The sequence below is a fragment of the Acuticoccus mangrovi genome, from assembly GCF_016411865.1.
GTDB lineage: Bacteria > Pseudomonadota > Alphaproteobacteria > Rhizobiales > Amorphaceae > Acuticoccus > Acuticoccus mangrovi.
In genome coordinates this window covers 102,450-121,496 of sequence record NZ_JAEKJA010000021.1, presented here as the reverse complement: position 1 = coordinate 121,496, position 19,047 = coordinate 102,450, and the positions used below count along the sequence as shown (strand labels likewise).

Below are 19,047 nucleotides of genomic sequence, written 5' to 3'. Positions count from 1 at the left end.
TCGCATGATGGTCGGCTGGCGGCGACACAGCCCGGCGCGTCAGCACGTCTTAGGGCCGGGGCCGCGTCGAAACCTGCCATTGCGCGCCAATGGGATAGCCACCACCGAGTGAGCCCTGAGTGTCGCATTCGCGCCACGCATCGACCCGGGGCGCCCGAAGGGGCGACGCCGAGACGACCCTCGCCGATCCGGCTCGCGATGCGTCGGCCCGCCGCCGATCAGCCGACGAAGCGATCGCGACCGCTATTGCGGCCGTCGCCGCTTCGCCATGGCGGACTTGCGATAGGCTCTTGGCGTGAACCGCGTGAGGCGGCGGAACGCCCGGCTGAAATGCGCCGAGTCGCTATAGCCGAGGCGATAGGCGATTTCCGTGACGGCGAGCGTCGGCCGCTCCAGGAGATGGGCCGCGCGGTGGAGGCGAACATCGTCGACGACGGCCTTGAAGGACGCGCCCTCCTCCTGAAGCCGCCGCTGCAGCGTTCGCGGGGACAGACCAACGGCCTCGGCAATCACCGGCAGCTCCGTGCCGCCATCGGCGAGCTTGGCGTCAATGACGTGCCAGATCGCGCCGGCGATCGTGGCTGGAGGGCGCCCGCCGACGATCTCGCGCAAGTCCTCGAAAGAGATCGGGGCGGGCGGCGGCGCGCGGCGGGCCGCCGCGACCAGGGGCGCCGCGAAGCAGATGGCGGGCCGCGCCGCGCCGGGAACCACGGCAGTCCCGAGAAGCGTCTCGAGCGCGGCGAGCCGGGGGCTCGCCGGATAGTTGACCTCGATGCGGTCCGGGGACCAGTCCGGGCCGAGATAGAGGCGCATCGCCTCGATCACCGGTACGAAAGCGTGCTCCAGATGCTGGGCGCACTGCCGCCCCCCGACGCCACCGACCTTGTAGGTGAAACGCCCCTCGTCTCCATGCAGCGTCGTGACGATTTCGGTGCCGCTCTGGTGGAAGGCGAGGCCCCGCGCGATCCGAACGAGGCACGTGCCGAGCGTCGGAGCGGCGCGCGCGTAGGTCGCCCAACGGCCGAACTCGTCGGTCATCAACCGGCCCGTCTCGAGCCCGATCAGCTCGTCGCCGGTGACGACCGCCGCGTGCTCGAAGAGGGCGATGAACCCTTTGAGAGGCACCATGCGTTCGGATCCGGAGAGCACATCGTGCGGCATCCCGGCCCGGTCGAAGACGCGGCGTACCGCCCGTTCGCCTCCACGGGCTTCGATGACCGCCGGCAACGGTCCGAGCCCGCGGGTCGATGTCATCGCGACGGATGCCACTCTTCTGAAGCCCCTCGTTCGTTCGAGCCCTCGGGCGCGTGGCCGGCTCATCACCCCGGTCGGGACGAAGCGGAGCCGACGGCAAGCCCACGGGCTCCCATCAATCTGAGGCGCAGAGCGGATATGTCCAGTCATGTGGGCAACAGCGCGTCCGGGTACGGCTCCAGGAGACCCGACGCCACGTTTTGCGATTTGAGCGGGCAGTCATGGAGAGATTGCCGCGCAGTACCGACAACCGGCTCGTCCGAGCCTGCGGCCGCGTTCGCGCTGCGACATGGTGCGGCGAAAGACCTCCACGTCGTCGAAGCCGATTGAGAAACCGGGTCACGTCCAACGCCCGCACCACCCGCCTCCCGATCTCGGACCGGGAGGCGCCTATCAAATGGCGCCTCCGCCTAGTGCTCCGTGACAGGCATCGAAAGACCTTCGCCTTTGCACGGGTCGGCTAACACTGCGAGATGGGCTCTCCCTGACCGCAGAATTGGATTTCCGATCCACGCCCCTGCGCGAGAGGCGACTGGCGCATAGACCAACGATCACCCCGGACGGATCGGTGTTTCGATCCACGCCTCTGCGCGAGAGGCGACGAGAGCCCTGCACGTCCTCACCGCGAGCCTCGTCGTTTCGATCCACGCCTCTGCGCGAGAGGCGACACGTCCCTCCCGATGACCTCGAAGGCCAGGGGACGTTTCGATCCACGCCTCTGCGCGAGAGGCGACGTTGAGAGCGCGATCACGGAGATCGCGAGCAATGTTTCGATCCACGCCTCTGCGCGAGAGGCGACTTACGGAGCGGCCTCAACAAACGTTGAGGTTATCGTTTCGATCCACGCCTCTGCGCGAGAGGCGACCGGAGGTTAATCCTCGGCCTTATTGGCAGCGACGTTTCGATCCACGCCTCTGCGCGAGAGGCGACTGTCGGTATCGCCACTGAGGGCGATGCCGTCGATGTTTCGATCCACGCCTCTGCGCGAGAGGCGACCCGCCCTCAGCGACTGCGGCATCGCTGACTTGGTTGTTTCGATCCACGCCTCTGCGCGAGAGGCGGCCTATCATCAAGCACCTTGAGCACAACGGCAATTCTGTCCGGGATTGCGAACGCTTCGGAACACCGCGCGAGGCCAACAGTCGGCTTTCATCGAGCAGCGAAAACGTCTTTCTCCGCCAATGCGTTGATCCATCTGCGAACCTCCCGGGAATGTCGGCACGCTTGCGGTTCGCACCGCGTCGGGCACAGCCCCATCATACGATGAGCGGACCGTCGAGGTCGGTCGCGGGCTTTGCGCCGACGTGCTCGACACGGCGCTTCCATTCGGCACCGAGATAATAGTAGCGCAGGCTGTCGCAGGACGGATCGATGATCGCCTCCAGACAAGACTTGAGGAAGGCCCACTGCGCCGGGTCGACGTCGATCTCGAACACGGAAAGCTGTACGCGCTGGCCGAAGTCCCGGCACGCCTTCGCGATCCGGCGCAAGCGGCGGGCGCCGCCCGGCGTCGTCGTGGCGACGTCGTAGGTGACGAGGACGAGCATCAGGTCCAGAACCAGGGTGGGTAGGCCGAAAGGTCGCCTCTCAAGGTCCTGGCGAGCATCTGGGCCTGAACATAGGGGACGAGACCGAACGGGACGGCCTCCTCCAGGAACGGGTGCAACCGCTCCTCCTTCTTCCGCTCCTGCCACGCGGCGATCACGGTTCGCCGCGCATCGTCCGTCAGCGTGACCGCGCCGGTCTCGGCGGCGATGAAGTCGCGCGGGATCACCTGTCGGCGGTTGATGAGCGACAGGACGAGCCGATCGACGAGAACCGGACGCAACTCCTCCATGAGGTCGAGCGCGAGGCTCGGCCGGCCGGGTCGGTCGCGATGTAGAAAGCCGACGGCGGGATCGAGGCCGACGGTTTCGCAAGCCGCGCGGCAGTCGTGGACGAGGAGGGTATAGAGGAACGACAAAAGCGCGTTCGGCGGATCGAGCGGCGGCCGTCGCGAGCGGACCGTCCAGCGGAATTCGGCGGCTTCGGAACGGATCAGATGGCCGAAGACCATAAAGTAGAGCGCTGCCGCTTCCCCTTCCGCGCCGCGCAGGAGGTCGGTCGTGTCCGCGGATTTCTCGACGCGACGCAGGATCGTCGCGAGGCGCCGCGCCACGCTCTCCACCTCGGCCATTTTGCCCTCGCGCGGCGTGCCGTAGTCGCGCAAAGCGCGCATGAGCACGGCCCGCTGGTTCGCGATCTTGCCGAGCACCAGCGAGCGGACGATCTCGGATGGCGCGTCCGCCGCGCGGTACTGAGCGCGCCGCAGAAGAACATTGCCGGCGATCGGTCCCTCGACGCGCGCCTGGAAACGGCCGGAGCGCTCAAGCAGCGTGATGGTGATACCGGCAGCGGCCGCAGCCCCGATCAGCGCCGGCGTCAGAGCGATCGCCCCGAACGCGACAATGGCGGCGAGCATGTGGAAGGGGACACGCACACGCTCCTCACCGTCAAGCAGGACGACGACGTTCTCGCCATCCTTGCGCAGAGCGGCACCCTCCGTGGTGACGTAGAGCGTGTTAAGGAGCTTCTTCATGGCTCCTCCTTGAGGAGGGTGCCGAGCGTCCGTGCGCGCCACCCTACGGCGTCTTTGATGCTCGCCTTGGGACGGCACAACTCGGCGAGGGAGCAGGCGCGACAGCGGGTTCTCTCGGTCGTCGGCGGCGGCGTGACGCCCGAAGCGAGAATCTCGGAGAGGGTCGCGATGGCGGCCTCGGTCGTCCTGCGCAAGCTGTCGTCGATGGCGACGACGAGACGGCGGCGGGTCGTCGCATAGTAGATGGCGCCCTCCGAGACGGGATGGCCGGTCATCTCTTCGAGGCAGAGGGCCTGGGCACACAGCTGCACCTCGTCAGCCTTGTGCGACTTCGGCTTGCCGCGCTTGTACTCGACGGGATAGGCGATCTCGCCGTCTGGGCCTGCGATGAACTCCACGAGGTCGGCGATCCCGGCAATGCCGAGCCGGGCGGAGGCGAGTGGCAGCGCGTGGACGCGACGCACGCCCCGCGCCTGACGCCTGTCGCCCCGGTCGGAGGCGAGGTGGACGACTTGGCCCTCTGCGGTTTGGAGGTTTTCCGCCCACATCCGCTCCAGGTGGATCAGTGCGGCCTGGCGCGGGCAGTAGACGACGTGCTGCAGGGCCGAGATCGGGATCGGCTCGGTGTCGCGCTCGTCCGCGCTCGCCGTCAGGACCACGCGGCGAACCTCGGCCAGCGATTGTAGCCGATGGCCGGGTTGTTGGCGCAAAGCGTGCGTATGAAGCCGACTTCCTGCGCGGCGACCTCGCGCGGGCTCGCAATGTCCGAGCGCCAGAGGATGTCCTTTGTGAGCGTGAACGAGACGCGATCCGGCGGCGGGAAGTCGGCGCTGACAAGCGCCGCGTTCGGGCTGCCGAAATAGGTCAGCGTGTCGGTGAGGTCCTTGCCGACATAGATCTTTCCGTTCGGATAGGTGATGCGATAGATCGTCGGCACCTCTACCTCTCGATGATCTCTATGCCCTGTGGCAGACCCTCCCGGTCGATCGTGACGGCGTAGTCCGTGAAGGAGCGCGCCGGGGCGAGATTGTCGAGCCGCGCATCGATCTCGCGGAATTCGCCGTCGACGGCCCGGCCGATGCGAATGCGGTCGAAGAGCGCGTGCGCCGGGGCGCGACCGAGGGCGTTGTCGTGGCGGAAGATGATCAGCTTGCGCGTCGCCATCTCCCCGCGCGCGGCCGAATGGTCATGCTCGAACATCTCTTCCAATGCGGCGAGGAGAAGGTCGAGGTCCTCCTCGGAGAAACCAGTCTTCTCCGCGACCTTAGCGGACACAAAGCCGTGCGCCCGGTAGAGGCCGTAAGGAACGATGTGCTTACGGCCCATAGTGCGCTTGTCGCCCCGCTTTTCGGAATCGTCCTCGGTTTCACCCTCGACGCGCTGCTTCTTCTCCTGCTCGTTCGTCGCAGCCATGCGGGTAATCGAGACTTCGAGGGGCAGGATCGGCTCGGCCGAGCGGGCGAAGGCGAACTGGACGGGGCCGCGCACCTGACCGGCGTTGATGCCGGTGGAAAGAACCCCGCCGAAAGTACGGATGTCGTAGAAATTCTCGCACATGAAGTCGCGGATCGCCTTCGCCTCCTCGTCCGACTTCGGCGTGAGCTTGGAGGCCTTGGCGACGCCGGCGTCGTCCGGCCGTTTGGCGAGGTAGGCCTCGCGGTGCTTTTCGTTGAGAACGGCGCCCTCGGTCACGTAGATGCGGTCGCCCGGCACGCCTTCGCGGGTCATCTCCACGTAGTTGCGGATCTTGCGCTTCAGCGACACGTCGCTGACGAGGCCGTGGCCGGTCTCAGGGTCCATGCGCGGCATGTTGCCGGCGTCGGGATCGCCGTTGGGATTGCCGTTCACCACCTCAAACAAAACGACGATGTCGTGGCGATTGGCGATCGGGGTGCCCTTGGTCATTCGGCGTCTCCTTCAGCGGGCGTCTTGTCCTCAACCACCGTCTCGGGCGGCCGGTATGACTTCTCGTGGTAGTAGCCGAGAGCGAAGCGGCCCTGGTCCTCGAGGCACAGCGTCTTCGGCAGATCTGGTTCGAGCTTGCTGACGATTTCCTCAACTCGCGGCTCGATCCAGCCGCCGCGACCACGCTTGCGGGCATCCGAGACGTGGGTCTTGAGGCCCCGCATCAGGGCGGCAAAGACGCGGGCAGGGGTCGAGGAAGCGGCGGCGTAGTAGCGGTCGCCGATCGGGGCGTTGACCCGGCCGAGCGCGGCATATTGTGCGGCTTCCATCACGGCGAAGAGCCGGCCGAGTTGGTAGGCTGCGGAAGGGTTGTCGACGTCGCGCGCCACGGGTGGCCTCCCAGAATGGTTGCGGGCGAGAAGCGCCTTGACGAGCCCGGCGCGCAGCGGGCCGACGCGGCGGTCGGCACGGATGCGCATTAGCGTCGCGGCGAGGAGCGATTGTGGGTAGCGGGCGCCGGTGAGGATCGCGCGCATCACCTCGCCGGCGAGGTTCGGCGGCACATTCTCGCGCTTGCCCTGGGGCGCGAGTTCCAGGAGATAGCGCCACAGCGGGGGAACCCCGTCGCGCGGAGCGGGCTCGATGCGGATGTCTTCGGCGAAGCGGCCGTAGTGATGCATCAGCGTGGCGAAGTCGTCCTCCAGCCAGAAGCGGATCGAGATCCGCGCCGCGTTTGGCGCAAGGCCGAGGACGTAGAAGCGCACCCCTTCAGCGAGATCCGGCGCGGCCTCGACGAGTGGCCTGCCGCGATGGATCGCCTCGAGCACGGCGCCGACCCGGGCGGCCTCGATCTCGCTGTCGATCGTGTTGCCGAAGGCTTGGCTGAACACCCCTGCTGCAGTCTCGGCGACCGCCGCGTCTGCCGCCTCGGCCCAGAAGACCGTGGAGGCGTCGCCGATCTGCACGCGGTGCCCGCTGCCGGGGGCGAGGAACCGATTGAGCACCCCGGTGTAGGCGAGCGCCGCTGCCTGAGAGACGGGTGCGTTCGCTCCCTGCTCGTGGCCGTAGGAGGTGAACGCGTCCTGGTTGAACGAGACGATCGAGCCACCCGCCGTCTGCCCACCCCAAACGCCCTTGATGGACGGGTGGAGCTCCGCGAGCGGACCTCTCTCGCCGGTGACAAGGCAGACGATGTCGCTTGCCGGGTCCTTCGCGCCGAGGCGTGCCCAGAGTGCTCTCGCGGCGGGACGGTCGTGCAAGCGAACGCCGGCGCGGCGTTCGCTCTCGAGGCAGAAGACGACGTTGTCGTCGATCGCCTCCACTGGCCATTCGGGGGTGGAAAAGCGCTCGGGCGACCAGTCCCTCAGGAAGGCGAGGAACGCCACGAGACCTTCGTCGTTCGTGCCGGCGAGCCATTCCTCGTGGCGCGCGACGAAGGCGGCGTGCTCCTCGGCGGTTCGCTTGCCGGCTCCGGCCGTCACGCCGAGCGCATAGGCGGTCTTGTCCCACAGAAAGTTCGGCGCGATCCCGGAGGTGCGTTTCACCGGCGCCGGCACCATCATGGTCGTCGGAGTGAGCTTCTTGCCGCGCGGGATGCGCAGATCCGCAACGTTCGCCACACGGCCGTCCGGCTCGAGCGAGACGAGAATCGAGACCTTCCCTTCCGCATAGCCCTCCGGTGGCGCGTCCGGCAGCGTCGCTGCGGCGAGGGCCGACAGGATCGTCACTTGAGAATCTCCGGGGAACCCGGTTGCGGCACCATCAACACCCCATTGGTGAGTGTGGCGCGAAAGAACATGGAGGGTTTGCCGGGAGTGTCATGATCGACGTCCCAGAGCATGAAGCCGAGATCCCGCGGCGCGTCGAAGCCGAGGCCTTCGGTCTCCTCCGGCACCGGTGTCGGCGTTCCCTGCGGCACCAGGGTGAAGCGCGCGTCGAACTCGCGGGTGCCGAGCACCGGCTGCACGAACGCCTGGCCGCGCGCGGCACGGCGGTTGAACATGTCGAAGTGCTTGGCCGGGTTGTCGTCCGGCCCCGCCTTCGCCGTCATCTCGAAGTGCGCCTCGATGACGTAGGCGACGTCGACGAGCACGGTGGACGCGCGCTGCTGGCGGTTCTCGTCAATCCGCAGCGCGAGGCCGTTCACGTCGCCACGCCGCATGGCGCTCTTCGCCGCGGCATAGGAAGCTTTGGCGCCGACCTCGTTGCGCCGGATCGACTGAAAACGGATCGGTTTGAGGACGTGAATCGAGTCGATCACCCAACGGATCGCTGGCTTCCAGTGGACCGCCTCCAGAATGCCGCGGGCTGCCGACGGCGTCATCACGTCGTAGGACACCCGCTCGACCTTCATCTCGGGGCGGGTAAAGCAGGCAAAAGGCCCGCTGACGTGAAGGTGAATACCGTAGGTCATCTAATTTTCACTCGAATGAAACTTATACTGAGGGATGAATGACAATATGGCAATCGGTGAATCGACTCTCACCTTAGACCAAGAGGCTCTCCGCCTCGAGATAGTCTGCGTCCTCCCACACCAACCCGATATCCTCCTCGTAAAACGACAGCGTGCGTAGGACGGCGAACTGATCACCGCGCATCTCGGGGGCGATGAAGGCGACATGGCCGTTGGCGAGGAGCCGAATCCGTGCCTTCGGTGGCACCTGCACGAGATGCGCCTGCAGCCGCCGCGCAAGAAGGCCGGACGGCACGTCGGCAATCGCAAGGTCGGCGACGGCCGCCACGGCCTCGGTCTCGCGCGGCACGATCACCGGCACCATTCCGCTCTCGATCATGCGATAAGCCTCGGCCGCGCTGCGGTACGCGAAGTTCGTGCCACGGGCATCGGCCCGGAACATGTCGCAGATCCTCTCGCGGTCGATGCCGCTGTCGAGCCGCCAATAGACTTCGCCGAAATAGTCGGTGATCGCATCTGGCGAGAGGAGGTCGTCATGCTTGTGCGCCATGCGAGCGAGGTCGCCGACGAGGCCCTTGATCTCGGGCGGCGCCGGATTGTTCGGCGCCTCGAACACCGTGACGATGCTCTCCTCCACCGGCCGGCGCCCCTCGCGGTTGCAGCGGCCCGCCGCCTGGGCGATCTGGTCGAGCCCCGCCTCGGCGCGCCAGACCCGCGGAAAGTCGAGATCAACGCCGGCCTCCACCAGCGACGTCGCGACCACCCGACACGGCGCCCCCACATCAAGCCGGTCGCGAACGTCCTTGAGGATCCGTCGCCGGTGCGCTGCGTACTGCCTGGTCGTGAGGTGAACCATACCGTCGAGCCCGGCCGCGACTGCGGCCCGGTAGAGCGCCAGCGCATGCCCACGGCTGTTGACGATGACGAGGCCTTGCCCGGTCTCGCCGAGCGCTCCCACCAGGGCTGTGTCGTCCATCGCACCGCCAAAATGAAGGCGCACCCGCTTCATCTCCCGGGCGAGCCGCGCCGGGTCGGGTGCAAGTTCGCGCCCCGCGAGCGGCAGCGCCAAAGGGTGCCCCTTCGTCAGCCGCTCCGCGTCGAAGGCGGGCTGGGTGGCGGTGCATAGCACCACCGAGGTGCGCCAGTTGGCGGCGAGGGCGTCGATCATCCGCACCGTCGGTGCAAGGAGGTGGCGTGGCAGCGTTTGCGCCTCGTCGAGCACGATGACGCTGCCGGCAATGTTGTGCAGCTTGCGGCAGCGTGAGGGTCGTGCGGCAAAGAGGCTCTCGAAGAGCTGCACATGCGTCGTCACCACGACGGGTGCCGACCAGTCCTCCATGGCGAGGCGCAATTTGTCTGCCCCGCTATCGGCGTCGCTCGACCGCCCCTCCACTTCGATGGCGCCGTGGTGCTCCAAAACGGTCTCGGCGCCGAGAATACCGCGCAGAAGAGCGGCGGTCTGGTCAACGACCGACGTAAAGGGGATGGCGACGATGATGCGACGCAGGTCATGCCGGTTGGCATGGTCGAGCGCGAAGGCGAGCGAGGCGAGCGTCTTGCCGCCGCCTGTCGGCACGGTGAGCGTGAAGAGCCCCGGCGCCTCCACCGCCCGCTCGCGGACGTGCTGGAGGATCTCGCCGCGCAGGCAGTTGACGGCTCCCTCGCCGGAAAGGGCCGCCAGATGCTTCTTCAGCTGCTCGAGAAAGCCCGGAAGATGCTCGGCGAGCGGCGGCTGCTCGCGCCGCGCTGCCGGCACGGTGCCGTAGAAGGCCTCCGTGTCGCGATAGTCGGCATCCACAAGGCAAGAGAAGATCATTCGCCCGAGAAGAGCAAAGCGGAACAGGAAGCTCTCCTTGCCAACACCCCAGTCGAGGGTGGGCATCAGCCCCTTCGCCTCCGGCACGATCTCGTCACGCCACATCGGGGCGAGCGACGTCGGGTCGAACATCTTCAACCGATCATCGAGCGCGCCTTGGCCGATCCGATCGGGCAGTCCGGCGTGATGACCGGCGATGGCGTGGGCGACAAGCTCGGCAACATACCGGTCGTCCCCCGTTGCGGCGAGCCCAAGGGCCACGGCCGCCCCCGCCGTCGAGTGGTCGACTCGTTCCGAGGCACCGGCGAGCCGTGCCTGGAAGGCGGGCGTATACTTACCGAGATCATGCAGTAGGCCAGCGAGCCGGGCTGCTGGCGCGATCCCTAGCGGCTCGCCGCGCCGCGCGGCATCCTCGGAGACCGCTTCGAGGTGTTGCTGAAGTGTTTGCCAGTCCGTGCGATCCGATCGGTCAGTCGAGTGCGCATAAAACATCGGAATTCCCAAAAGCGAACGATGCCAGCGAAAAACGGTCTCGGCGAGCCGTTTGGGCGCCGACCCGCGATCGTCCTGATAGTCGGCTTGGGCGGATATCGCGTGCCGAGCCGCCCGTAGCAGTCGTTGCCGTGCGTTTTGGATAGACGCTAACGCCACCTCAAGTAGTTGAATTTCTTCGCGGTAATTCCTTGTCTAAAACCGCTTCGCGATCGCCACAATTCGCTCTGCGCTGCTAGCTTCAACTGTGGAGTGTGGGATCTGCTGACATCGTTTCACTCGTCAGCGTCGCGCCGGCCAGTGGTCGCGCGGCAGGATGGGCTCGGCGTTCGGGTCATACGACGCAGCGATGTCCTCGCCGGTGGAAGCGCTGCCACCGAGGCTGTCGTGCGGACGCGCCCAGTTGTCGACGTGCTGCCACTCCGCCAGTCGCGCTTCGAGCTCCGGGTCTTTGAGGTCGACCATCGGCCAGAACTCGTCGGGCGCGGTCCGTTGCACCCGTTCGACCTTACCGTTGAAATGCGGTGACCGCGGGCGGATCGGGCGGAACCTGATGCTCCACGAGCGAAGCCGCTCCTGAACCGCGTAGGCGAAGAACTCCTGGCCGCGACCGGTCTGGATGCGCTGGATCGAGACGGGCATCTCTTCGACCAGCTGGTCGAGAAACGTCAGCGTCGAGGCGCATGATCGAGGGTGGAGCGTGAACGCGATTGGGAACGCTCACCTGCCGATTGCTGGGAACGCCTAGAAAATTACCATGGAAAACAGTATGTTACTGGCAATATGGCGCGCCGGGGAGGATTCGAACCCCCGACCCCCAGATTCGTAGTCTGGTGCTCTATCCAGCTGAGCTACCGGCGCCTGCCTGGGTCCCGGGCGGGGCCCGGGGCGGGAGCGTGTCCCGCGGGAGCCCTCATCTAGCCGGGGCGACGACGCTTTGCAACACCACTTCGCCACCAAACCACTCAGAATTCACGTCACCGCCGCGCGGCGGTGGAATTGCGGCGCATCCCACCGGCGCGCGGCGAGAATGTCGGCCAAGATGTCCACCGCGTCGAACACGTCCACGAAGCGCGTGTAGAGCGGCGTGAAGCCGAAGCGCAGGATGTCGGGGGCCCGGAAGTCGCCGATCACGCCCGCCGCGATCAGCGCCTGCATCACCGGGTAGCCCGAGGGATGGCGGAACGACACCTGGCTGCCGCGCGTCGCCGCCGAGCGTGGGCTCGCGAGCGTCAGATGGTCGCCGCAGAGGGCGTCGACGCGGGCGATCATCAGATCGGCGAGCGCCGCCGACTTCGCCGCCACCGCCGTCAGATCGACGTCGGCGAAGACGTCGAGCGCCGCGTCGAGCGCGCTCATCGCGATGACCGAGGGGGTGCCGGTCAGGAAGCGCTCGATGCCCGCCGCCGGCTGATAGGCGGGCTCGAAGGCGAAGGGGGCGGCGTGGCCGAACCATCCCGACAGGGGCTGCGTCGCGTCCTGATGCTGCGGCGCGACGTAGAGGAAGGCCGGCGCCCCCGGCCCGCCGTTCAGATATTTGTAGCCGCAGCCGACGGCGAAGTCGGCGCCTGCGCCGGCAAGGTCCACCGGCAGTGCCCCGGCCGAATGGGCGAGGTCCCAGACGGTCAGGGCCCCGACGCGATGGGCGGCGGCCGTCACGCGGGCCATGTCGTGGCGGCGGCCGGTGCGGTAGTCCACCTCGGTCAGCATCAGCACCGCCACGCTCTCGTCGAGAGCGGCAAGCGGGTCGTCCGACAGCGCCAGCGCCGCCCCCTCCCCCGCCGCGACGCCCTCGGCGATATAGAGGTCGGTCGGAAAGTTGCCGGGCTCGGAGAGGATCGTGCGGCGCCCCGGCAAAGCCTCCGACAGCGCCGCCGACAGCACCTTGAAGAGGTTGACGGAGGTGGAGTCGGTCACGATCACGTCCCGCGGGGCCGCGCCGATCAGCGGGGCGATCTTGGCCGCCACGCGGGTCGGCAGATCCACCCAGCCGGCGGTGTTCCAGGAGCGGATGAGCCCCTCCCCCCACTCCTCGCCCACCACCGTGGCGACGCGCTCGCGCGCCGCCCGCGTCAGCGGCCCGAGCGAGTTGCCGTCGAGATAGATCACGTCGGGCAAGTCGAACGCGGCGCGGTGATGGGCGAGAGGGTCGGCGGCGTCGAGCGCCGCCGCCTCGGCGCGGGTCGCGGCGCTCATCGCGCGCCCCGTGCCGAGCGCCGCGGCCGGGCGGGCGCGCGGGCGGCGGCGGCAAGGGCGAGGCGGGTGAACGCGACGAGCCGCTCCTCGTCGTCGAACGCCTCGGCGGGCAGGCGCATATAGGGCATCGTCACCGTCTTTCCCGATCCGTCGTAGACGAAGGGGGTGGACCCGGCCGCCTCGAAGGCGTCGCGCGTTTCCCCGTCCACCTTCATGAAGAGCTCGCCGTGGGCGACGAGGGCGAAGATGCCGGCCTCGCCATAGACGCCGAGCCCGCCGAACATCCGCCGCACCGTGACAGGCGTCACCGGGGCGAAGAGCTCGCGCACGTCGGCCTCGGTCATCTCTTGCGCTCGAAGCGGTCGTCGAAGAAGGCGGAGGTGAGCTTGCCCGGCAGATCGGCCCGCTCGGCCTCGCGCAACCCCTCGGCGGCGGTGACAAACGCGCCGAGCGCCACCTTGTAGAGGTTGGAGCCGAGCGTCACCCGCGACACGCCCAGCGCCTTGAGCGCCGCGAGATCGTCGCTCACCCCGCCGACGCCCGCGATCACGCTGAGCGGCACGGACACCTCGACGAGCACCCGCTCGATGTCTTCGGCCCGCGTGAGGCCCGGCGCGTAGACGACGTGCGCCCCCGCCGCCTCGTAGGCCTTCAAGCGCCGGCAGGCGATGGCGAGGCGATCGGGCACGTCGAAGGCGAGAATCTCGCAGCGCCCGGTGAGCACGAAGTCGCTGCCGGCCCGCTCCACCGCGTCGCGGGCCGCCTCGAGGCGACGGCACGACATGATCTCGTCGAAGATCGGCTCCGGCCGGTCGTGGGCGGTGTCCTCGATCGAGCAGCCGGCGACGCCCGCCTCGAGAGCCGCCTCGATCGTGTCGGCCACCTCGGCGGGGGTGATGCCGAAGCCGGCTTCGAAGTCGCCGTTCACCGGCAGCCCGGACGCGGCGGACAGCATGGCGGCGTGGGCGATGGCGCTCTTGCGGCCGATCGCTCCATCAGGCTTGCCCTCTGCCCAGGCCTGCGCCGCCGAGGAAGAGGCGATGGCCGCAAAGCCGAGATCGGCGAGAAGGCGGGCGGTGCCGGCGTCCCAGGGGTTGGGCAGCACGAGGAACTCAGCGTGGAGGGCGCGGAACCGGCTCGCGGCTTCGTCCCGCAGAGGCGGCGCGAGGGGGGCGGGGTGAGGACCTGGCACGGGGGTCTCCGGAGCGTTGCGGCCGGCGCGGCGAGCTCACCCAGCCTAGAGCCACACGTCGCCGCGGGGAAGCGAGACGCGGCCGCATCGCACGATCCGCCAGAGATCCTGTCAGAGCAGCGCCCGCGTCAGCGCCGAGGCGGGGTCGGCAAGGTCCTCCACCACGTCGAAATGGTGCCGGTCGGGCGCCTCCACGTGGCGCACCGAGCGGGCGAGCCCCTCCCAGATCATCGACAAGAGCCGGCTTTGGCGGCGCAGCTGCGGCCGTTCCCCGTCGCCGACCCAGGTCACGAGGTCGACGTCGGCCGGGTCGGCGAGGACCGGGCTCTCGCGGCGCGCCTCGGCGAGGTCGAGGCCGAGCGTCTCGTTCATCCGCGTCGTAAGCAGCGGGCGCAGATCGTGGATGCCGGAAACCGACACGATCCGCGCCACCCGCGCCGCCACCCCCTCCGTGAGCGGCGCATCGCGGCACCCCATCCGCGCCGCGAGATGGCCGCCGGCGGAGTGGCCACACACCACGATGGGTCCGGCGACGGTCTCGGCGGCATGGTCGATCGCGGCGCCGACGGCGGTCACGATCGCCCCCACCCGCACCTGCGGGCACAAGGGGTAGCTCGGCACCATCACGGCGAGCCCGTGCGCGAGCGGCCCCGCCGCAAGGTGCGACCACGACGACTTGTCGAAGGCCATCCAGTAGCCGCCGTGGATGAAGGCGACGAGCCCGCGCGGCGCGCCCTCGGGCAGAAAGAGATCGTAGCGCTCGCGCGGCCCGAGGCCGTAGGCGACGTCGAGACGGCGGCGCGCGTCGGCCCGAAAGGCCCGTGCCGCCGCGGCCCAGCGGTGGGTGAAGGCGTCGGCATCGGGAATATAGGCGCTGTTTTCGTAGGCTCGATCGGTGGGTGTCTCCATCGGCGCTCCCCGTCGTCAGGTCGGTGCGTCGAGCGTCGCCACAGTCTTCAGGGCTCCGTCAAGCGCCTCGCCCGCCTCGTCGACGAGCGCGGCCGCGCGCAGCCGGGACAGCCAGGCCGCCGCGTCCGCGCGCCCCTCGAGGAGCGGCAGCGCCGACAGCACCCGGTCGAACTTCGAGAGGCCGCGGGCGTGGGTGTCGCTGTACCCCTTCACGAGCCGGCGGCACCTCAGGATCTCCACCGCGAGGTCGTGGTCGGAGGCGGCGACGCGCTGCGCCGTCGCGAGCCAGGCCTCCATGTGCGCCACCTCCGCGCGATGGCGCAGCAGCCGGCGCCGCATGGGCCGCAGCGCGGCGAGACCATAGAGCGGCAAGAAGCCGCGCAGCCGGTCGGTGCGCACCCGCCGCCCGTTGGAGAACAGGCGCTCCACGATGCCGTAGGCCCAGCGGTGGCCGAGCACGTAGGTGCCGATGCCCGCCGGCATCACCGCGCAGATCTCCTCGGCGCGCGGGTGCATATATTCGGTGACGTTGAGAAGCGCGCCGACCCCGACCCCGACCTCGCGCCGCACCCGCCGGTCGCGCGAGGCACGCACCTTGAGGTCGGCGACGCGGATCACGTCGTCGTAGGCCATGGCGTTGGCGATCGCCTTGGCAGCCGCCTCGGTCAGCGCCCCGTCGGTGCGGCCGGACGCGCGGTCGAGCGCGGCGAATATCTCGACCCGGTCGAGATATTCGGCGCCGTAGAGAAGGTCCTGATAGTCCACCACCTTCTCAAGGCCGCGCCGCGCCATGGTGCGTGCCGCGCTCGGCAGCTCGTCGGCGCGCGCGCAGAGCGCCGCCCATTCCGACCGCAGCGCCGCCGGGCCGGTGACCTCCGGCGCTTCCGCCGGCGTGGTCGCGCCGGCCTCGCCCATGGCCGGCGTGGGCGCTGAGGCGGTCACCGCCTCGAAGCCTGCCGCGAAGGCGGCAAGGCTCGGCCCGACGCCCTTGCCCGACGCCCGGATGGTCGCCTCGAACGCCTCCTTCGCAAAGGGCAGCGCGCCGGACCCCGCCAGCGCGCCGAAGAGGCTCGCCGAGATCACCGATCCGTTCGCCACCGCGACCCGCTCGAGGTCGGCCGACAGGAAGCGCAACGACGCCGCCTCCGCCGCCTCCAGGATGGGCGCGCCGTCGAGGATGCCGGTGCCGGGGGCCGCCTTCTCCGCCACCGCATAGGCGCGGTGGGAGGAGGCGATCAGCGTCGTCTGCGCGCTCACGAAGCCGCGCTGGATCGCGCGGCCCGCCTCCATCAGCTCGGCCGCGAGCACGATGTCGACGTCGCCCGCCGCCGGCATCAGCGACAGGATGGGCGTCGCCTCGCCCTCCGGCACCATCTCGACATAGTAGATCGTCGCCCCGGTGCGCTGCGCGACGCCCGGCACCGAGGTCGACTGCACGTAGTAGCCGTTGGCCTCCGCCAGCGCGACGATCCAGGAGGTGACGACTCCGCCCCCCTGCCCGCCCACCGCGAGGATCGCGAGCTTGATGACGCCCGCCGCGCCGCCACGCGCGCCGCCGGGTTCGACATGGACGTTCATCGCCGCCTCCTAGCGCGCGAACACGAGGCGCCGCCGGTCCCGACGCCGCTGCAGCCAGCCGATGACGGCGCGGCGCCAGCTCGCGACCTTCGTCTCGAAGGGCGTCGGGTTGTGGATCACGTCGGCCTGATAGAACGACGGGCACAGCACCGCCGCCTCCGCCACCTCGCCGCAATTGCCGCAGCCGACGCAGGACGAATCGATCGCCGCCACCGGGTCGTCCCGCAACGGATCGTCCAGCGTCTTCACCGACAGCGACGGGCAGCCTGACAGGCGGATGCAGGCGTGGTCGCCGGTGCACACGTCCTCGTCGACGCCGAAGCGCGGCTTCACCGTGCGCTTGCCCGCCTTGATCGCCTTCGCCACCAGCGGCTTCTCGCGCCGCTGCCGGTTCAGCATGCACTCGGAGGAGGCGACGATCACCTTCGGCCCGGTCTCCTCCGTCGTCAGCGCCTCGGTCAAGGTGTCGCGCACCTTGCCGACGTCGTAGGTCCGGTCGATGCGCCGCACCCAGGTGACGCCGAGCCCCTTCACCGCCTCCTCGATGGGATGGCGGGTGGAGCGCGAGCGGTTGTCGGCGCGCGAGGAGAGGATGTCCTGCCCGCCCGTCGCCGCCGAATAATAGTTGTCGACGACGAGGATCACCCCGTCCTGCTGGTTGAACACCGCGTTGCCGATGCCCGACGTCAGCCCGTTGTGCCAGAAGCCGCCGTCGCCCATCACCGCGATCGGCCGCTTCTTCGCCTTCACGTTGAAGGCGGAGGCCGATGCCGGCCCCAGCCCGTAGCCCATCGTGGTCGCGCCGATGTTGAACGGCGGCAGGATCGAGAAGAGATGGCAGCCGATGTCGGCCGCCACATGGTGCTCGCCGAGCTCCTTCTCCATCAGCTTCATGCCGGCGAAGATCGGCCGCTCCGGGCAGCCGGTGCAGAAGCCCGCCGGGCGCACCGGCACCTTGCCGGTGAGGTCGGGCAGCTCCACCCGCTCCTCCGGATCGTTCGGCGAGCGCTCCTGCGCCGGCAACAGCTCCGGCTGATAGGCGCGCAGGAAGTCCGTCAGCCCCGCGAGCATCACCGCCCCGGTGTACTCGCCCGCCATCGGCAGGATGCCCTTGCCCTCGAGCTTCGCCGTGCCGCCGGCCTTATAGAGGATGTCGCCGATCGCCTGCTCGATGTGCTCCGGCTGCCCCTCCTCCACCACGAGTACCGCATCCTTGCCGCGGCAGAAGTCGACGATCTCCTCGCGGATCAGCGGATAGGTCACGTTGAGGCAGTAGATCGGCACCGCCGACGCGCCGTAGAGGTCGGCGAGCCCCAGCCGCTGCAGCGCGCGCATCACCCCGTTGTACATGCCGCCCTGGCAGACGATGCCGACCTTGCCCTCATCGGGCCCGAAATGCTCGTTGAGCTTGCGCTCCTTGATGAACTCCAGCGCCTTCGGCCAGCGAACCTTGATCTTCTCCTGCTCGTGCCCGAACGAGGCCGGCGGCAGCACGATCCGGTTGGTGTCGCGCTGCGGGTTCTCCAGCGCCTCGGCCACCGTCATCGTCGGCCGCTTGTTGTCCTTCGCCTTGAAGCGGCCATGCACGTGGCACGAGCGGATGCGCACCTCGAGCATCACCGGCGTGTTGGTCGCCTCCGACAATTCGAACCCGTCCTCCACCGCCTTGACGATGCTTTCAAGGTTCGGCCGCGGATCGAGCAGCCAGATCTGGCTCTTCATCGCGAAGGCGTGGCTGCGCTCCTGCATGATCGAGGAGCCCTCGCCGTAGTCCTCGCCGACGATGATGAGCGCCCCGCCCAGCACCCCGCCCGAGGCGAGGTTCGCCAGCGCATCGGAGGCGACGTTGGTGCCCACCGTCGACTTCCAGGCGACGGCGCCGCGGATCGGATAGTGCACCGAGGCCGCGAGCGTCGCCCCCGCCGCCGCCTCCGAGGCCGACGCCTCGAGGTGCACGCCGAGGTCGGACATGATCTCTTCGGCGTCGGCGAGCACGTCCATCAGGTGGCTGATCGGCGCCCCCTGATAGCCGCCGACATAGCCGACGCCGCATTGCAGCAGCGCCTTGGTGATGGCGAGGATTCCTTCGCCGCGGAACTCCTCCCCGGCGCCGATCTTCAGCTGCTGGACCTCCTTCGCAAAGGATCGCTCGGCCATGGCTCGTCCTCCGTGCCGAATTCCACCAATTCTCGCTTCGATCTATTCAAATGCATAGGACGGGCCAGCTTGCAATCGACCCCCGAGCCCGGCCTCAGAAGGGATGCTGGCGGATGTTCCTCAGCATCTTGTGCAACGTCCTGAGGAAGGCGGCCCGGTCGCGCTTGCCGATCCCGGCGAACATCCGCTCCTCCTGCGCGCGCACGATGGGCAGCACCTCGGCGAAGGCCGCCTCGCCGTCCGGCGTCAGCGCCACCTCGCGCACCCGCCCGTCGCCTTCGCGGGCGCTGCGCACGACGAGCCCCGCCTCCTCCATCTGATCGAGCGTGCGGCTCATGGTCGACTGCTCCATCACCGCGTAGACGGCGAGCTCGTTGACGGTGATGCCCGGCTTCACCTTCAGGACGGCGAGCGCCCGCATCTTGGGCGTCGTCAGCCCGTGCTCGCGCAGCGCCTCGGCCATGTCGATGTTGTAGCGGGCCGAGATGCGGTTGATGAGGTAGGGCGCGAACGTCTCCAGATCGAGCGCGTCCTCCTCCGCCGTCGCGGCCACCATG

The 19,047-nt window shown here is 68.7% G+C and carries 17 protein-coding genes, 1 tRNA gene and 1 CRISPR repeat array; all 18 genes read right to left on the bottom strand.

Annotation, left to right across the window (positions count from 1 at the left end):
* Nucleotides 1–243 precede the first annotated feature (243 nt).
* Nucleotides 244–1,254, bottom strand: a complete 1,011-nt coding sequence (locus tag JCR33_RS19750) for an AraC family transcriptional regulator (RefSeq protein WP_198883843.1) — start codon at nucleotides 1,252–1,254, stop codon at nucleotides 244–246.
* Nucleotides 1,255–1,755: 501 nt separating this feature from the next.
* Nucleotides 1,756–2,317: a CRISPR direct-repeat array (repeat unit 32 nt; unit sequence GTTTCGATCCACGCCTCTGCGCGAGAGGCGAC).
* A gap of 193 nt (nucleotides 2,318–2,510) precedes the next feature.
* Nucleotides 2,511–2,801: a CRISPR-associated endonuclease Cas2 gene (cas2, locus tag JCR33_RS19745; protein WP_198883842.1), complete on the bottom strand. Its 291-nt coding sequence runs from the start codon at nucleotides 2,799–2,801 to the stop codon at nucleotides 2,511–2,513.
* Complete coding sequence (gene cas1c / locus JCR33_RS19740) at nucleotides 2,801–3,832, bottom strand: type I-C CRISPR-associated endonuclease Cas1c (protein WP_198883881.1); 1,032 nt, start codon at nucleotides 3,830–3,832, stop codon at nucleotides 2,801–2,803. The genes cas2 and cas1c overlap by 1 nt, the downstream gene beginning before the upstream one ends.
* Entirely contained in the window at nucleotides 3,829–4,542 is a 714-nt protein-coding gene (cas4, locus tag JCR33_RS19735) for a CRISPR-associated protein Cas4 (RefSeq protein ID WP_408628773.1), read from the bottom strand. The genes cas1c and cas4 overlap by 4 nt, the downstream gene beginning before the upstream one ends.
* Nucleotides 4,482–4,769 (bottom strand): GIY-YIG nuclease family protein, encoded by a 288-nt coding sequence (locus JCR33_RS19730; RefSeq protein WP_198883841.1) that lies wholly within the window; start codon nucleotides 4,767–4,769, stop codon nucleotides 4,482–4,484. The genes cas4 and JCR33_RS19730 overlap by 61 nt, the downstream gene beginning before the upstream one ends.
* Before the next feature lie 2 nt (nucleotides 4,770–4,771).
* Nucleotides 4,772–5,737: a type I-C CRISPR-associated protein Cas7/Csd2 gene (gene cas7c, locus JCR33_RS19725; RefSeq protein ID WP_198883840.1), complete on the bottom strand. Its 966-nt coding sequence runs from the start codon at nucleotides 5,735–5,737 to the stop codon at nucleotides 4,772–4,774.
* The gene (gene cas8c, locus JCR33_RS19720) at nucleotides 5,734–7,464 is read right to left on the bottom strand and encodes a type I-C CRISPR-associated protein Cas8c/Csd1 (RefSeq protein ID WP_198883839.1); all 1,731 of its coding nucleotides are present in this window, start codon (nucleotides 7,462–7,464) and stop codon (nucleotides 5,734–5,736) included. The genes cas7c and cas8c overlap by 4 nt, the downstream gene beginning before the upstream one ends.
* Entirely contained in the window at nucleotides 7,461–8,150 is a 690-nt protein-coding gene (gene cas5c / locus JCR33_RS19715; protein WP_198883838.1) for a type I-C CRISPR-associated protein Cas5c, read from the bottom strand. The genes cas8c and cas5c overlap by 4 nt, the downstream gene beginning before the upstream one ends.
* Nucleotides 8,151–8,223: 73 nt before the next feature.
* Nucleotides 8,224–10,458, bottom strand: a complete 2,235-nt coding sequence (locus tag JCR33_RS19710; protein ID WP_198883837.1) for a CRISPR-associated endonuclease Cas3'' — start codon at nucleotides 10,456–10,458, stop codon at nucleotides 8,224–8,226.
* 282 nt (nucleotides 10,459–10,740) lie between these two features.
* Complete coding sequence (locus JCR33_RS19705; protein ID WP_198883836.1) at nucleotides 10,741–11,100, bottom strand: integrase core domain-containing protein; 360 nt, start codon at nucleotides 11,098–11,100, stop codon at nucleotides 10,741–10,743.
* 142 nt (nucleotides 11,101–11,242) lie between these two features.
* Nucleotides 11,243–11,319: transfer RNA gene (locus JCR33_RS19700), tRNA-Arg, on the bottom strand.
* A gap of 111 nt (nucleotides 11,320–11,430) precedes the next feature.
* The gene (kynU, locus tag JCR33_RS19695) at nucleotides 11,431–12,654 is read right to left on the bottom strand and encodes a kynureninase (RefSeq protein WP_198883835.1); all 1,224 of its coding nucleotides are present in this window, start codon (nucleotides 12,652–12,654) and stop codon (nucleotides 11,431–11,433) included.
* Nucleotides 12,651–12,998 (bottom strand): TfoX/Sxy family protein, encoded by a 348-nt coding sequence (locus JCR33_RS19690; protein WP_198883834.1) that lies wholly within the window; start codon nucleotides 12,996–12,998, stop codon nucleotides 12,651–12,653. The genes kynU and JCR33_RS19690 overlap by 4 nt, the downstream gene beginning before the upstream one ends.
* Nucleotides 12,995–13,846 (bottom strand): isocitrate lyase/PEP mutase family protein, encoded by an 852-nt coding sequence (locus JCR33_RS19685; RefSeq protein ID WP_198883833.1) that lies wholly within the window; start codon nucleotides 13,844–13,846, stop codon nucleotides 12,995–12,997. Before JCR33_RS19685 ends, JCR33_RS19690 begins: the two co-directional genes overlap by 4 nt.
* A gap of 111 nt (nucleotides 13,847–13,957) precedes the next feature.
* Entirely contained in the window at nucleotides 13,958–14,755 is a 798-nt protein-coding gene (locus tag JCR33_RS19680; protein WP_198883832.1) for an alpha/beta hydrolase, read from the bottom strand.
* A gap of 15 nt (nucleotides 14,756–14,770) precedes the next feature.
* Nucleotides 14,771–16,333, bottom strand: a complete 1,563-nt coding sequence (locus JCR33_RS19675) for an indolepyruvate oxidoreductase subunit beta family protein (protein WP_198883831.1) — start codon at nucleotides 16,331–16,333, stop codon at nucleotides 14,771–14,773.
* A gap of 9 nt (nucleotides 16,334–16,342) precedes the next feature.
* Complete coding sequence (locus tag JCR33_RS19670; RefSeq protein ID WP_198883830.1) at nucleotides 16,343–18,490, bottom strand: indolepyruvate ferredoxin oxidoreductase subunit alpha; 2,148 nt, start codon at nucleotides 18,488–18,490, stop codon at nucleotides 16,343–16,345.
* Between the two features lie 94 nt (nucleotides 18,491–18,584).
* The gene (locus JCR33_RS19665; protein WP_198883879.1) at nucleotides 18,585–19,046 is read right to left on the bottom strand and encodes a MarR family winged helix-turn-helix transcriptional regulator; all 462 of its coding nucleotides are present in this window, start codon (nucleotides 19,044–19,046) and stop codon (nucleotides 18,585–18,587) included.
* Nucleotide 19,047: the final 1 nt, after the last annotated feature.